At 54.7% G+C, this 14347-nt stretch carries 15 protein-coding genes; 5 read left to right on the top strand and 10 right to left on the bottom strand.

From position 1 onward, the window contains the following. Positions 1–66 precede the first annotated feature (66 nt). The 8 genes from SH580_RS11990 to SH580_RS11955 all read right to left on the bottom strand — a co-directional run bounded on the left by SH580_RS11990 (position 67) and on the right by SH580_RS11955 (position 8414). Positions 67–1419 (bottom strand): tetratricopeptide repeat protein, encoded by a 1353-nt coding sequence (locus SH580_RS11990; RefSeq protein ID WP_319831098.1) that lies wholly within the window; start codon positions 1417–1419, stop codon positions 67–69. A 12-nt stretch (positions 1420–1431) separates the two neighbouring features. After that, positions 1432–2097: an energy transducer TonB gene (locus tag SH580_RS11985; protein WP_319831097.1), complete on the bottom strand. Its 666-nt coding sequence runs from the start codon at positions 2095–2097 to the stop codon at positions 1432–1434. Between the two features lie 28 nt (positions 2098–2125). After that, on the bottom strand, positions 2126–2530 hold the full coding sequence (locus tag SH580_RS11980) for an ExbD/TolR family protein (protein ID WP_308949320.1): 405 nt from the start codon (positions 2528–2530) through the stop codon (positions 2126–2128). Further along, positions 2527–3228: a MotA/TolQ/ExbB proton channel family protein gene (locus SH580_RS11975; protein ID WP_308949321.1), complete on the bottom strand. Its 702-nt coding sequence runs from the start codon at positions 3226–3228 to the stop codon at positions 2527–2529. Before SH580_RS11975 ends, SH580_RS11980 begins: the two co-directional genes overlap by 4 nt. Before the next feature lie 11 nt (positions 3229–3239). Beyond that, complete coding sequence (locus SH580_RS11970) at positions 3240–4670, bottom strand: MotA/TolQ/ExbB proton channel family protein (protein WP_319831096.1); 1431 nt, start codon at positions 4668–4670, stop codon at positions 3240–3242. Next, on the bottom strand, positions 4667–5434 hold the full coding sequence (locus tag SH580_RS11965) for a DUF3450 family protein (protein ID WP_308984818.1): 768 nt from the start codon (positions 5432–5434) through the stop codon (positions 4667–4669). The genes SH580_RS11970 and SH580_RS11965 overlap by 4 nt, the downstream gene beginning before the upstream one ends. Before the next feature lie 199 nt (positions 5435–5633). Continuing rightward, the gene (locus SH580_RS11960; RefSeq protein WP_319831095.1) at positions 5634–6701 is read right to left on the bottom strand and encodes a PstS family phosphate ABC transporter substrate-binding protein; all 1068 of its coding nucleotides are present in this window, start codon (positions 6699–6701) and stop codon (positions 5634–5636) included. Between the two features lie 27 nt (positions 6702–6728). After that, positions 6729–8414, bottom strand: coding sequence for an SUMF1/EgtB/PvdO family nonheme iron enzyme (locus SH580_RS11955; protein ID WP_319831094.1), 1686 nt, complete (start codon positions 8412–8414; stop codon positions 6729–6731). Positions 8415–8672: 258 nt separating this feature from the next. Here SH580_RS11955 and SH580_RS11950 point away from each other — a divergent pair, with 258 nt between their 5' ends. After that, a complete protein-coding gene (locus SH580_RS11950; RefSeq protein ID WP_319831093.1) occupies positions 8673–9344 on the top strand; it encodes a hypothetical protein in 672 nt (223 codons plus the stop codon). Between the two features lie 54 nt (positions 9345–9398). Here SH580_RS11950 and SH580_RS11945 read toward each other — a convergent pair whose 3' ends face one another. Together SH580_RS11945 and SH580_RS11940 are read right to left on the bottom strand one after the other, a co-directional pair. After that, a complete protein-coding gene (locus tag SH580_RS11945; protein ID WP_308984822.1) occupies positions 9399–9824 on the bottom strand; it encodes a hypothetical protein in 426 nt (141 codons plus the stop codon). Further along, positions 9814–10716: a hypothetical protein gene (locus tag SH580_RS11940; protein WP_319831092.1), complete on the bottom strand. Its 903-nt coding sequence runs from the start codon at positions 10714–10716 to the stop codon at positions 9814–9816. Before SH580_RS11940 ends, SH580_RS11945 begins: the two co-directional genes overlap by 11 nt. A gap of 343 nt (positions 10717–11059) precedes the next feature. On the opposite strand from SH580_RS11940, the gene cmk reads away from it, so the two are divergent. The 4 genes from cmk to SH580_RS11920 all read left to right on the top strand — a co-directional run bounded on the left by cmk (position 11060) and on the right by SH580_RS11920 (position 14345). Beyond that, positions 11060–11722, top strand: a complete 663-nt coding sequence (gene cmk / locus SH580_RS11935) for a (d)CMP kinase (protein ID WP_319835009.1) — start codon at positions 11060–11062, stop codon at positions 11720–11722. A 62-nt stretch (positions 11723–11784) separates the two neighbouring features. Then, the gene (locus SH580_RS11930; protein WP_319831091.1) at positions 11785–12435 is read left to right on the top strand and encodes a lysophospholipid acyltransferase family protein; all 651 of its coding nucleotides are present in this window, start codon (positions 11785–11787) and stop codon (positions 12433–12435) included. Positions 12436–12567: 132 nt separating this feature from the next. Further along, positions 12568–12948, top strand: coding sequence for a GxxExxY protein (locus SH580_RS11925; protein ID WP_319831090.1), 381 nt, complete (start codon positions 12568–12570; stop codon positions 12946–12948). Positions 12949–13148: 200 nt separating this feature from the next. Further along, a complete protein-coding gene (locus SH580_RS11920; protein ID WP_319831089.1) occupies positions 13149–14345 on the top strand; it encodes an AIR synthase-related protein in 1197 nt (398 codons plus the stop codon). Positions 14346–14347: the final 2 nt, after the last annotated feature.

The raw sequence follows: 14347 nt of genomic DNA, 5'->3' as shown, positions 1-14347 counted from the left end.
CGATCGCGGCAATGCCACAGAACCAGAGCCTAGCAATTCGAGAAAAAGACCTAAGTCCACGATGCCTTACAACGCTTGCTCGATCGAGCGGATGTAGCGGGCGACGCCTGTGCGGGCTTCTATTTCCTGCGCGGCGCGCAGATGCTTGAGCGCCGCGGCAAAGTCGTCGCGGGCCACTTCGAGGCGGCCGAGGGCGACTAAGGCATCGACCTTGTGCTCGGGCAAGGATTGGGCACGCTGCAAATAAAATACGGCTTCTTCGTAATGCTCGGCTTCGAGTTCGAGCTCGGCAATCAACAATAAGGCCTCGCCTTGTAAGGGGTTGCGTTCCACCAATGGCTTTAAGACGGCCATGGCTGCGGCGGAGTCATCACTGCGACGCTCGATTTGCGCCTCGGCGAGGGCGAGCTGATCTTGTTGCTCCGGCGTGAGTGTCGCGGGCAAGCGTTGTTGCAAATCTTGCAAATAGACCCGTGACTCGGCGATGAGGCCGCGACCAATCAAATAATCAAGTGGCTTGAGCGCGGAGGTGACATTGAGCTCGCCGGGCTGAGCCAAGCCGGCCTGATAGGCCTGCAGCGCGGGCCGATAGTTCTCCTCGCGTAGATACAAGTTACCGAGCAGAAAGCGACTGTCGCGGGAGCCGGCGCCCATGCTGTGCACGACTTCGAGATTCGCAATCGCCTCGTCGTAGCGCTCTAATTGTAAGAAGGTATTGGCCTGCAGTAACCATGTGTCGGGCACGGTGGGTTGCTCGGCGATCAACTCTTCGAAGAGCGCGGCGGCCTGGCGATATTGCCCGGTCTCAAGCAGCGATTGGGCTTCGCCACGACGGAAGTCGACGCTGTCGGGCTTAAACATGCGCGCCATTTGATAGGCACTGAGCGCGCTCTGATATTTGCCTTCGGTCAGATAGGCATAGCCTAACAAACCATAGCTCTGCGCATCGCCCCCGCCCAGTGAGATGACCTTCAGCCATGCGGTGATGGCTTCGGGGTAGCGGTTGTTCTGCACATAGATCAAGCCGAGCGTGCGATAGGCACGGCGAAAATCAGGAAAGGCTTTAACTGCCATGCGCAAATTTTGCTCGGCCTGTCCATAGCGGCTGGTCTGGTAATACAAGCTGCCCAACAGAAAGCGAAAGGCGGGGCTCGACTCATTATTCAAGGCCGACTCCAGCACTTGAATCGCCTGCTGGGGGTTATTGCGTAGAAAGGGCTCCACCCGCACAAACAGCGGCTTGTCCTGAACGCTCACGCTAGGCTCGAGCTCGGAGAGCATGCCGTAATTGCCTAAAAAGCGCTCACGAAACTCGACGCTGCCGGGGCTGGAATCGGTCAGCTGAAAAGGGACGGCCGCATGACTCAAGGACAGAGTGAGTAGCGAAGATACAAGATATAATGTAGAGAAGCGTTTCATAAGGATTGATTCTTAATTTTGCAGCACAAGTGGGAACAAGCCGCGCACGGTTTGCGGCACGCCACCGACCATCGGTTTAGTAAAGCGGGCACGGGCGATGATCTTTCTGGCAACCTCCTCCAGCTCGACATGAGAAGAGGACACAATGCGCCGCAACTTGGCGGAGCCGTTGGGTAGGATGTCGATCTCGACGATCACCTTGCCCTTGTCCACACCTCTACGCGCCAAATTGGGAGGAAAACGGAAGTTGGGTGTATTGACGAGGCGCGGCACTTCGGGCAGGTCGTCGAAACTAAACATCTTTTGAATGTCAGCAATGGTATCGGTCTGCATCTGCAAGCTGGGCATCGGCGCGCCCATTGCGATGGCATCGGCATTACCGGGGCTCAAGTCCACATCCAACAGAGGCAAATCAATCGGCGTGGGCTCACTCGGCATATCCTGCACCACCTGTTGTGGCTCGGGCGGAGGTGTTTCTTCGGGTAGTGGAGGTGTCGCTGGAGGCGGCGGCAGGGCGCTCAACTGCATCTCGCGCACCATCAGATGTGGTGGCTTGGGCGAATTCAACATTTGCGTGAGAGGGATCAACAAGAACAGTAGCACCGCCAAGAGACAGGCGCCCCCGATCGCGAGATAGGGCGCCCACTTCCAATTTTGCCTGGGAAATTCTTGTGACATTATAAATTCAGTTTTCAGCGCTCCAGTCTTAGTGCGTCGTGGCCATGCTGATACGCTTGGCACCGGCTAGCAGCGCGGCATCGTGTACCTTGGTGTAGAGCTCGATCGAGACGGCCTTGTCCACTTGCACGATCACGGGCATCTCATCGCTTTTCAGTAATCGCTGCACCGTGCCACGCACGCCACTGAGCCCGATCTCGCGGCCGCCATATACGACGTTGCCCTCGGATGTGATGGCGATGAGGATTGAGTTTTTTTCCAACATGCTGGCCGAGGCGGCCTGCGGACGGCTGACCTCCACGCCGGTCTCTTCCACGAAGACGGTCGTCACAATGAAGAAAATCAGCAAAATGAAAACGATATCGATCAGTGGAGAGACATTGATCTCTTCACTCTTCGTTTCAGAAGCATAGAGTAAGCGGCGACGTTTCATGATTTACTTTTTGATTTTCCGATGGCGGCCTTAAAGCGTTCGAGTTGCGCCGGCACGGGACAGTCGGCGCGCAGGGCCAGCCGTGTATTATAGCGCTCCAGGCGGGCGATCGCGAGCACCAGGGCATTGCGGCGCTGCACAATCAGCGAAAGGATGACGATGGCGGGGATCGAGATAATGAGACCGGTCTGGGTGGTGATTAATGCCTCTGAAATACCTGTCACAATGCTATCGAAGCGGTTGCCCGCGACCACCAGCATACCGTCAAAGGTCGACAGCATACCTGTCACCGTGCCGAGCAGGCCCAGTAGCGGACCGGCTGTGATAATGATGCCTAGAAAACGTATCCGGCGATCCACGAAGGGTAGATACTCGTTGCGCACAGCTTCAAAATGACGCCGCACCTCCTCAGCACTCAGCGCCCCGTAGTTAACCAGCTTGCGCGCTAAGACCACCGACTCTTCCTGTGAGCGGGCAAGGGTGCTCGCATCCAAGTTATGAATACGCCCTTTGAGCAGAAAGTGAAAGTGCACCCGGCAAAATAGATTCAACGCGGTGGCATAGATAAAAATGGTCAAGAGCAGTAGCGGCAGCATCAGCCAGCCCCCGCTGGACCAAATGCCGAGGGCGTAATCGAGCAAATCCACCGGAATTTTCTCCGGTGCATTCGATTCGAGAACTGCGAGTATTCCAAACATGGCGAACAATCTTACTCAGGCTTGCTGCGGGAGAGGCCATTGACGAAAGTCACAGCCGTCTTCTCCAGGCGTGCCATGATACCAGCCACCTTGCGCGAGAGCATTGCATGCATCACCAAGGCAGGGATCGCGAGAATCAGACCGAGCTCGGTGGTGATCAGCGCTTCCGAGATACCGGAAATCAGGGGCTTAGGATCGCCCGCACCGAAGACGGTCATCAGGCGGAAGGTTTTAATAATCCCCGTCACTGTGCCCAGCAGCCCCAGCAAGGGTGCCGCCGCGGCGGTGACTGCGATCACATTGAGAAAGCGCTCCAGCTTCGGCTGTGTGGTGAGCATGGCCTCATACATCACCTCCTCGACCATCTCGGTCGATTCGTCGGCATGTTCGACGGCCATGACCAGCATTTCACGTGTGGGCTGTGGCTGCGCCTTCGCAAGCTCTAGGGCGGCAGGCTTCTCGCCTGCGCGTAAGTGCTTGATAATATCGTGGATGACCAGTGGCTGCGGATGACGCACCGAGAAGACTTGCAGTGCCTTGAAAATCGACACGACCGTGGCCACAAGGGCGAAGGCGAGGATTGGATAGACCCAGACACCGCCCTTGACCAGGTGCTCCGGAATGCTGTCCTTGGCTTGCTCGACTGCGAGCGCGTCGCCCAAGGTGGGATCGACCGGCAGCTGGCCAGAGCCGGAGGACAGCACGGTAAAGATCTCTCCGGCCGCCTCGTCCTCCAGAGGGTGCAAATCTGCACGCTCGGAGCGTGAGGCGAGTGCGAAGCCGGCGGTGGATTGATCACTGGCTCCAAAGTAGAGCAAGGGGCCCACCTGCACGAAATCCCCAGCGAGCAAGGTGCCCTCTGGCGTGAGCGCATTGCCAGCATAGATTTGCCCGCCCAGCAGTGACTCCAACTGCTGCAGCGAATCCGCCATCAGCGTCAAACCAGCGGCCAGCTTGTCCGCCTCACTGGCATCGGCATTTTCAAGATATAAATTATACTCACGGATGCTTTCGCCCACCGTCTCCAGCTCGCCTACCGAGAGCGCGGCCTCGTAGTTGGCCAAATAGCGAGGCATCAAGGTGCGTGTCACATAGTCGACTTCGCGCTGACGCCCGGTCACCCGCTCACGCAGGGTCTCCAGCTCCACACTTTGACTGTCCTTGAGGCGACGCACACGTGCGACTTCGTCCTCCAGTTCATCCGCTTTGGCATGGGTCGCATTCAAGTCACGCGTCAACGGCAAGCGCTCAGCTTGGATCGATTCGCGTAAAGCGTGCAACTCTTGCAAAGAGGCCTCGAGCTTCGCTTCGCGCGCCTGGGTGATTTGTTCCAGCGTTTGCGCGGACGCGCTCAAAGAGCCGAGTAAGAGTGCGAGCGCAACGACCGGAAAAGTAGCGCGGTGCTTTAGCCCGCGTTTAAAAGTGTTGATAGACCCATTCATTTCACAGCCCCTTCTTTCAGTGCAACTGGCAGCTCAATTAACTTCGGCTCGGTGCTGCGGCCTTCCACCAGTGCGATGCACTCCTGAATCTTGGCGGCCAATTCCGGCTGCGAGTGCCACTCCCAGCCCGCCGTTCCTAATTTGCCATAGCCCGCATCGTTTGGCGCCAGGTAGTAAGCCTGCCCCAGGCCAATCCACAGCGTGCGGAAGGAAACTTCCACCTCACTGCCCGGCAGCGCGCGGATGCTTTCGCTTAAGGAAATCTTGGCGTCAAATTCACGAATCTTGCCCAGCAGGTTCACCACAGACTGCATGCGCTCGCCCAAACCGAGAGTCGTTTCGTCCGCCTGCAGAGGAAGGCGCTGATAAACCGGCTCCAACTCTTCCTGCAAGGGCTCCGGCAAGCGCGGCTTCAACTCGCGCAGCCCGCGCTCCATTTTAACCAGAAAACTTTCGATCTGCTGCACATCCGCGGCGACTCGCTCACTTTGGTCCAAGAGCTCCAGACGCTTGGCATCTGCAGTCGAAACAAAGCCTTCGTGCTCTTCAATGATGGCTTCCAATTTGGCCACCCGCTTGTCCGCGACAGTTAAAAGATCTTCCAGTAACACTCGTTCCTCCTGCCATTGCAGAGATTCGCGCGAGATCGCCTTCTCAGCAGTGGCCCACTCGCCGATCGTCGTACGCACGTCGTCGAGCGCCTCCGGCGAGGCACTGGCTACGGATATATATGCGCTCATCAGCGCAAGTGTTAGTCGTTTCATAATAAAGTGAGTGGTTCCAGCATCGCGATCCTCGAGGGAGCTCCTCGAAAAACGGCCTGCGTTTGAATAATCCGCCCGCAAAATGCGAGCTCGCCTCAAACAGGTCAAGCATGATACTGAGTCTCACTACCAGCATTGCAATTGAGAATTGCAATGAACGACTCATTTCAGTGCCCATGAATGCATGGGCCCAGCTAAACTAATACTGCTGCAATACTTGCTGCGCAATGGCTGGATCAATGGGAAAATAGCCAACTTGCTCTACAATCTGCTGCCCTTCACGACTGTAAACGAAGCGTAGGAACTCTTTCTGTAGATCGGTAGGCCCTTGCTCAGGATTGATATTGAGAATCACATATAAACTACGTGTCAGGGGATAAATACCGCGAGCCGCATTGCGCTTATTGGCGTTTACAAAATTGCCATCCGCTGCCTGCAGGGGAAGCGTCGCCACGTTTGCCGTTTTATATGCAATCCCGGAATACCCGATACTATAAGGATCCATCCCCACATGGCGCACCACCTCGGCACTCCCCGCATGCTCTGTTAAACTCTCGCGAAAGGTGCGTCCGTTCAGTGCATGTGACTTAAAGAAGGCGTGGGTACCGGAGGCTGGATTGCGACCATGGAGTCGGATCGGCGCATTGCTCCACGGTCCTGTTAAACCAAGTTGCCCCCAACGCTGAATCGGAGAGTCTGATTCGCTAAATATAGCCGCGATTTGCTCCAGCGATAGCCCCGTCTCTAGTATTGGATTATCTGGGTGGACATACACAGCCAGCGTATCCACTGCGACTGCTAACTGTGTTGCTTTGTAACCAAAAGCTTGCTCAAAGCGTGCGCTCTCATCGCCCTTCATCACACGGCTCATCGGGCCGATGTCGGAACGCTGCTCCAACAGAGCAGGGATCGCGGTCGAAGACCCCTTCCCCTCATGTCGAAAACGAAGCCCGGTTTGAAATCGACCTAACTCTGCCTCCCACTCCGCCAACAGTTCATCCATTGTATCCGAGCCAATACTCCTCAAATACCCCTGCAATGGCACCTGCACCGAATAGGCAGGGTATGGAGCGCTCACTGCATGGATCGCAGGCACCGGCTGCGGCGTCATCACCGCGGGACTTGCAGTGACTGCGACCGATTGGCGGCTTGTAGCTGATTGGCCCAGCGGAGTGGCCGCCTGCTTTCGATTGCCTTCTTGGCAGCCGGATAAAAGTGCAATCGCCAGCAAAAAGGCGGAGCCCAGACTTGTGTAGGTATGTTTCATAGCAAGTTTACGTAAGTAATTGAAAAATTAAAACTGAGCCGTAGATGCGATACGGAAGCCGATGTATTGGGTGGCTACACTCGGCGCATAACTCCAACGGTTCCCGGAACGACTGAGTGGGGCCTCATCATAGTAGGAACCACCGCGCAGGACTTTGGTGCGCAGATTTTCATCGGCCGCATTCCCACCTTCAACGTTCATCGGATCGACAGGACCTAGTTGGGAGTAATCAGCGAGCCAATCATGACACCATTCCCAGACATTGCCATGCATGTCATACAAGCCCCAATCATTCGGCTGATAACTAGCGACAGGGAGCGCTTGATCATGATTACGAGGCGACTGGGGATCAAACACATTCGCCTGCTGTAAGCTCAATTGATTCGATCCAGTATTGTAGGCAGCTTGTTGATTCGCACGACAGGCAATTTCCCACTCCGCCTCGCTCGGAAGCCGATATTGCATCGAATCCGAATGCGCGGATAGCTGCTCACAAAAATTGACGGCTTCAGTCCATGTAACTGAATGCACAGGAAGCGTATCACCTCTAGCTGAAGCATCATTGCGCATTTGTTGTGGCAACTCCCCCATGACTGCCATCCACTGCCCCTGAGTCAGTTCGGTCTCGGCAATATAATAAGCGCGAGTCAGTGTAACCGAATGCAAGTACTCATCCGCATCACGCTGAAACTCCAACTCAGGCGTTCCGATCGTATAGTTCCCCGCCGGCACCATTCGCATTCTAATTCCAAATGGGGCAACATGCACCCGCTCACCTGCCGCATAAGCATGCTGGTGTAAATACGAAAGCGCCTCGGCGTTATCGGAATCCAGTAAGCGTAATTTCTGATACAGTTCCACCGCGCGGGCAGGCTCCGACTGGCTCATCGCACGCTGAGCCAGAGCTGATAGATTCTTTAAGCTCACCTGCTCAAATTGCTTTCCCAATTCATAGGCCTGCCGATATGCTTTAAGCATCGCGTAGGGCCCTGCCTCAGTCGCAAGGCCTTCAGCATGTTCTACTTGTTCCAAGTATTGCCGCCACTCTAGAGTCGCGTAATTCTGCATAGCATGCTCTTGAGCAAGCTTATCAAGCCGCGCAAAATCACGGCGAATGCTCTCGATCCCTTGCTTTGACAAAGCCTGAGCATACGCCGTCTCCAACATAAGAATCGATGACTGATCCGAATTCAAAGCACGCGCTTCTTCCAACTGAAAAGCAAGCGCCTCGATGGCATGATCGCTAGTAGTGCTCGCGAGTTCCGCGGCAATTTGCTCTGTGATCGCTTCGATCTCACTCAAATGTGTTGCAGTATCCACTTCTGCGACATGCCGCCCCTGGGCTTGGCCAACTTGCATCAAAGGAACCATCTCAGAGGCATCGTTTACACTTTTCGACTCGAGGGACTCCGACAAATCGGACGACTCTGCCTGAGCTTCCGCCACTGCAGTCTCAACACTCAGTGGGGCTGCAACGACCTCTGATGCCAGAGAGACAGCAGGCTCAACAGACTGCGCCCCCTTCGACTGCTCCAAAGAAGTCTCCGTAATCTCGCCCTGACCTGAAATAGATAAAAAGGCATACAAACCAGCTGCAAAAAGTAACAACGCGCCCAAGCACAGCCAAACAACGGATATTGTTCGCTGATTTTCATTTGACCCACCTGCATCAGACAGATCCATCAACACACTTTTTTTATTCGGATTACTCATCTAATATTCCCTAGCCATCAAGTTGCTGATTCAAGGAAATCAAGGTGTCGAGCGAACATAAGTGAGTGAATAAAAACTTCACCCGTTCGACATCTAACGGATAAAATCGTAACCTTCTTCACACCTCATACCGTATTCATATATCGGATACTAAGTGTCAAATACGTTAAATAATCAGTAGCAGCACGTCGAAGGTTGATGTTATCAAACTCTTATCCTACTGCAGTAGTCTTTTAGCTAGAATGGAAAGCAGAGCGAATGAGCACAGATCATACAATTAGAGAAATTAGCAGGGAAACTCTGCTCAAGAGCGTGGATCGCTCTAAGCGAAAAGCTGTCGAAGCCCTATTTACGGATCGCGATGTAGACTATGTAGTATTACTGGAGTCACCGGATCGGAAACGACGAAATCTACTCACAGTAGGACCGAATTTAGAGTACCCCGATTTAACTGCCACCTTTGGGCTCAAAATCGATGATCTGGAACCCAGCGCTTACGTGAGCACTCAAAAAGGAACGCTCAATAAAGGGCCGCGATTCCTTTCACGCGCAGCCGGCCAGATTGAACAACTTGAAAGTCTGATTTCCGAATTACGTAAGGAAAAAAAGCGCTTACATCTCAAACTCGACCAAGCTCTCAAAACAGTCGAAATAGTCACGGCAGACCGCACGACCTTAGAGAAACTCAAGCGGCAGCTCGATCAGCAGCAAATCGAGCAGGCCAGCCTACAGAACCAAATCGACATGCGCGAAGCTGATTTACTCAAAATGGAAGAAGATCTGTTGGATCGCATGAATCAACTCATCCAAAAAGAAGCCGAACTCGAGCAGTGGGAAGAAGATATGTTTGCACGCGAACGCCACTTAGCCCTGGCGACCAAAGACAAGAGTGCCCCAGAGCTTCCCGACACGACGCATGCTCTCCGCTAATTAACAGCTGCTGCTCTCCCTAACAAACGCGCCAGACCTCAGACAACGCTCAGCTTAACTCGCTTGCAGGTCGGTCGCTAATTGCAGGACACAGTCTTCCCAATCCGCAATGACTCGTGCTTTAAAGAAATCCACCGCAATCGAATCCACCACAGCGACGGCTCCTAGCGAACGAAAGCACTCGTCGAGCGCTTGGGCAGAAGCCGAAGCAAGAACATCTCCTAAAATTAAAATAGAATATTTAAGTCGCCCCAGCCATAAGTTGGTTGCCGCGAGACGCTGCTGTAATGCAATCGAACCCGCCTGATTCAAGATAAACACTACATAACCTCCGCTCTGTAAGCGCTGCTCACTGACAGTCGATAGTTCAAACATCTCTGCCCTTACGCCACAATCTTCAGCATGGCGGCAAAGCATAAAAGCAGAAGCCCAAGTCTCACCTTCAGTGCAGTTATGATAAATACTTAAACTAGTATGCATCCTTCGCCCCTCCTGTTGTCAATTGCGTCTGCATAATTTGCTGCCAGGCACTTTCAGCAGCAAGCTCCCGCGCCGCCCTCAGCTCATACAGCACCGCATCCCCATCACCTAATAAAAGCCAGGCGAGACGCCCACCCTCATCATGCAAGACTGTTCGCTTGACTGCATATAGATCTAAACTAAAGCCCCCAAGGGTACCGAAACAGTGCGCCCAATAGCCCTCTCGCTCAAAGCGCTCGATCACATACGTATGCAACAGACTTACTTCATAACGCCGCGCTGTAACTTCCAACGGCAAACCCATCTGATATGCGGCATGAAGTGGCTGAAAACAACTCACTCCACAACAATGCTGCTCCACAGCATCCTCCGGGCACAGCAGACGCCCCCAATCACGAGTGGATGCCGACGCGACAACTGGCGCCTGAGTGGGCCTATCCAAGGCGATGTCCCCCAGTACAGATGCCCAGCCCGACGGCGCCAGATCACTCGGTGCACTCATCTGTATAAACTGAAAACCGAACTCATTGTATAACTGTACGCCCCCCGGTGATCCACAACAATGACACGCTTCCAATTTCGCAGTGGCACGACTCCAACCCTCAAAATTGGGTGCAGGTATTAAAGCGCTACCAGCCACTCGGCCATCCACTGAAGCCAATAGGTCCTTGCGCCCAATGCGTACTGTCATCCGTCCACAGGGCTGGTCAAGCTGTACAAACAACTGCGGCACACGACTCAAACAATATAACAAATACGACCAATCCTCTAAAATTGGGATCAACCCATCTGCTGTCGTGCGAAAGCCATGCCTCAGACGCGAATAAGGCGCATCCGGATAGGAAACACCAATGCGGTTTTTCTGCGGCCATCTTCGATTGAGTTCGTCCATGCTATGAGGTTTTTATTTTTAACAATTCTCTAATGCGAGTGAGACACAGTCGCAACAATTAAAAGAATGCAACATATTTCGATTCTTTTTTCTCATCGAGTGACCCCTGCTATGGGAGACATTATCAGGCATACACCGTGTTCACAGACAAAAGCCAACAGAACGCCGGCCATGTCGTATGCCTAAGTGCCAGTTACCGCTTCTGAGCGAGCCCCATCTTCATTCTCCAAAGCGCTACCGTTTTACAGCGGTGGCGTTTTTTTGTGAATTCATTTAAACAGCCAGACCACAATCCGCCGCTTTTAGCCTTTAGCTTTAGCCACTATCGGTTTTCTTGAAGATAATGTCAGATTCCACACAGTTTAAAATCATCGCAATGGACGGCGGCGCAGCCGTCGGAAAGTCCTCCACATCTAAGGGTCTCGCCACGCGACTGGGCCTCATGCACGTGGACACTGGCTCACACTACCGCACGCTCACCTACGCTCTACTCGCCGCCGGCGCGGATGCCGGACAGCCGGAAACGATCCCGCAAGTGCTGGACACACTCCGCCTCAGCACCGAAATCGAAGGCCGCAGCGCACGCCTCGGCATCAACGGTCAAGTGCCGGCGGATGCCGAAATTCGCTCCCCCGAGGTCAACGCCAACGTCTCCAAATTCGCCGCCGTGCCCGCGGTGCGCCAGAAGCTTTTCGATTACCAGCGCTCGCTGGCCGAGCTCGCCCGCGAGCACAAGTATGCCGGCCTGATCATGGAGGGCCGCGACATCGGCTCCGTCATTTTCCCGGATGCCGAACACCGCTTTTTCCTCCATGCCGACGAGGCCACCCGCAGCGCACGCCGCGCTAAAGAGGGCCAGACCGACTCCATCGCCGCCCGCGACAAGATGGATTCCTCCCGCAAAACCGCACCGCTCGTCTGCCCCGACGGCGCCACCCAAATCGACACCGGCCCGCACACCTTAGAGGAGGTGATCGACAAAATCGCCACTTTAATCGAGAAATAGGCACTGCGCCCACCCGTCCAAGGCCTAAGCTCTCAAACATTGATTCCAACCTTCACCCAGTGATGTCCACCAGCTCCATTCCCAACCCAAAACTCTACGAAGTCGTCCGCGTCACCGCAGACTGGTTCTTCAACACCTGCTACGACTACACGCAAAGTGGCCTTGAAAACGTGCCCCAAGAAGGTGCCGTCATTTTTGCGGCCAACCACGTAAGCTTCTACGATCCACCCGCCATTGGTGCCTGTCACCATCGTGCCATCAACTACTTCGCACGCGACACCCTGTTTAAGGGCCTCTTCGGCAAAGCACTGGTTGAAATCGGCACCATTCCCGTCGCCCGCGAAAACGCCGAGATCAAGTCGCTCAAAGCCATCTTTAAGTCCCTCAAAGCCCAAGGCGCCGTCGCCATCTATCCAGAAGGCACACGTTCCGCCGACGGCCAACTGGCTGAGCCCAAACCCGGCGCTGGGATGATCGCCTGCAAATCCAAAGCAACCGTCATCCCCACCCGCCTCTTCGGCACCTACGAAGCCTACGGCCGCAACGCCAAAGCCCCCAAGCTCGGTGGCCACATTCACATCGCCTACGGCACGCCCATGACAACCACCGAAATCGACCCCGGCAAAGCGCACCCTGAACGCTACCTGGAAGCCAGCCGCCGCATCATGCAACGCATCGCCGCACTTAAACCGCCGATCACACCTATCGTTTGAACCGTTCATGGACGACGGATTTTGGACCGTTAATTTACGTGAATGACCGTTAATTTTTATGACTTGGAAATACGTAAACTGAAATGATGCGAGTCGAACATCTCACCATACACTAAAGCTATCGGGAACCGCATGGACAAGACTGGGATAGAGAATTTGATTTACAAGGTGATCGGGGCGGCGATGACGGTTCATTCGAAGATTGGATATGGCCTCCGAGAAAAGACTTACGAACGCGCTCTAGTCGTCGAGCTCCAGCACCTCGGCATTCAATATAGTCAACAATCCAGCTACCCAGTCATCTACCGCGATGTCAAAGTCGACGAATACATCCCCGACCTCGAAGTCGAAGACGCAGTCATCGTAGATACCAAAACAATTGAAAACATCGGCGACTACGAACTCGGACAGATGTTGACCTATCTGCGATTCACGCAAAAAACCACTGGTCTCATCATAAATTTTAAGCATCCAAGTTTACAGTGGCGAAAAGTCACTCTAAACCCATCATAAGCACCTCATTACAGCCCCCTTCTCAGCCCACGCATTTCCAGCCCAACATATTTCCAGCTCACACATTTCCAAGCTCACACATTTCCAAGCCCACGCATTTCCAAGTCCACGCATTTCCAAGTCATAAAAATTAACGCTAATTAACGTAAATTAACGGTTCCAATCAACGTCCTCCATCCACGGTCCCAAATTCAATTCCCATGAGCACATCCTCCGATCGCTACGCCCAACGCGGCGTCTCTTCCTCGAAATCCGAAGTCCACGCAGTAGTCGACAATCTGGACCGTGGCGTCTTTCCGGGCGCTTTCTGTAAAATCGGCGCCGACATCCTGACCGGTAGCCCTGACAAGTGTAATATCATCCACTCCGACGGCTCTGGCACCAAGAGTACGCTCGCTTACCTGCACTACAAGGAAACCGGCGACCCCAAGGGCTTCCGCAAGACCGCCCAAGACAGCCTGGTCATGAACATCGACGACCTGCTCTGCGTGGGCGCGATCGACGGCATCCTGATCTCCAGCACCGTCAACCGTAACGCGCGCGCCATTCCCGGCGAAGCACTGGGCCAACTCATTTCCGGCACCGAAGACTTTCTCGCCACGCTGCGCGAATACGGAGTCGGCGTGCACAGCGGCGGCGGCGAAACCGCCGACGTGGGCGACCTCACCGGCACCGTCACCGTCGACTCCTGCGCCGTGGTGGTGATGGACCGTGCGGATGTGATCGACAACGCCAAGATCAAGCCCGGCCTCGCGATAGTGGGCCTCGCCTCTTCCGGCCAAGCCAACTACGAGACTTTCGAAAACTCCGGCATCGGCAGCAACGGCCTGACCAGCGCCCGCCACGATTTGCTCAGCCCCTACTATTTAGAGAAGTACCCGGAGACCGTCGACCTCACCACCGACAAGCAATATCTCTACTGCGGCCCCTACAAGATGGACGACCCGCTGCCCGAGTCCGACATGACCGTAGGCGACGCCCTGCTCAGCCCCACCCGCACCTACGCGCCCGTCATTAAAAAGCTGCTCACCGAAAACCGCGACAGCATCTACGGCATGGTGCACTGCTCCGGCGGCGGCCAGACCAAGTGCATACGTTTCGGCACCGGGGTGCACCACATCAAGGACAACTTCCTGCCCATTCCTCCAATCTTCAAGGCCATCCAAAAGGCCAGCGGCACCAGCGACGAGGAAATGTTCCGCGTCTACAACATGGGCCACCGGATGGAAATCTTCTGCGAGCCCGACGCCGCCGAAGCCATCATCGCGCAAAGCGAATCCTTCGGCATCCCCGCCCAAATCATCGGCCGCACCGAAGCCACCGAGCGCGCAGACGGCGAGAACCACGTCACCATTAAGCACGCAGGCAAGACACTGACTTACGAGCTGGAGCACTAAAA

Source organism: Coraliomargarita algicola, from assembly GCF_033878955.1.
Taxonomy (GTDB): Bacteria; Verrucomicrobiota; Verrucomicrobiia; order Opitutales; family Coraliomargaritaceae; genus Thalassobacterium; species Thalassobacterium algicola.
The sequence above is the reverse complement of the archived record's forward strand: the minus strand, read 5'-3'. Positions and strand labels throughout refer to the sequence as shown.

Coding starts and splice junctions, on each gene's coding strand:
- SH580_RS11960 (WP_319831095.1), bottom strand. CDS start 6,701: ATGAAACATACCTACACAAGTCTGGGCTCCGCCTTTTTGCTGGCGATT.
- SH580_RS11965 (WP_308984818.1), bottom strand. CDS start 5,434: ATGAAACGACTAACACTTGCGCTGATGAGCGCATATATATCCGTAGCC.
- SH580_RS11985 (WP_319831097.1), bottom strand. CDS start 2,097: ATGTCACAAGAATTTCCCAGGCAAAATTGGAAGTGGGCGCCCTATCTC.
- SH580_RS11940 (WP_319831092.1), bottom strand. CDS start 10,716: ATGGACGAACTCAATCGAAGATGGCCGCAGAAAAACCGCATTGGTGTT.
- SH580_RS11990 (WP_319831098.1), bottom strand. CDS start 1,419: ATGAAACGCTTCTCTACATTATATCTTGTATCTTCGCTACTCACTCTG.
- SH580_RS11950 (WP_319831093.1), top strand. CDS start 8,673: ATGAGCACAGATCATACAATTAGAGAAATTAGCAGGGAAACTCTGCTC.
- SH580_RS11975 (WP_308949321.1), bottom strand. CDS start 3,228: ATGTTTGGAATACTCGCAGTTCTCGAATCGAATGCACCGGAGAAAATT.
- SH580_RS11970 (WP_319831096.1), bottom strand. CDS start 4,670: ATGAATGGGTCTATCAACACTTTTAAACGCGGGCTAAAGCACCGCGCT.
- SH580_RS11920 (WP_319831089.1), top strand. CDS start 13,149: ATGAGCACATCCTCCGATCGCTACGCCCAACGCGGCGTCTCTTCCTCG.
- cmk (WP_319835009.1), top strand. CDS start 11,060: ATGTCAGATTCCACACAGTTTAAAATCATCGCAATGGACGGCGGCGCA.
- SH580_RS11930 (WP_319831091.1), top strand. CDS start 11,785: ATGTCCACCAGCTCCATTCCCAACCCAAAACTCTACGAAGTCGTCCGC.
- SH580_RS11945 (WP_308984822.1), bottom strand. CDS start 9,824: ATGCATACTAGTTTAAGTATTTATCATAACTGCACTGAAGGTGAGACT.
- SH580_RS11980 (WP_308949320.1), bottom strand. CDS start 2,530: ATGAAACGTCGCCGCTTACTCTATGCTTCTGAAACGAAGAGTGAAGAG.
- SH580_RS11925 (WP_319831090.1), top strand. CDS start 12,568: ATGGACAAGACTGGGATAGAGAATTTGATTTACAAGGTGATCGGGGCG.
- SH580_RS11955 (WP_319831094.1), bottom strand. CDS start 8,414: ATGAGTAATCCGAATAAAAAAAGTGTGTTGATGGATCTGTCTGATGCA.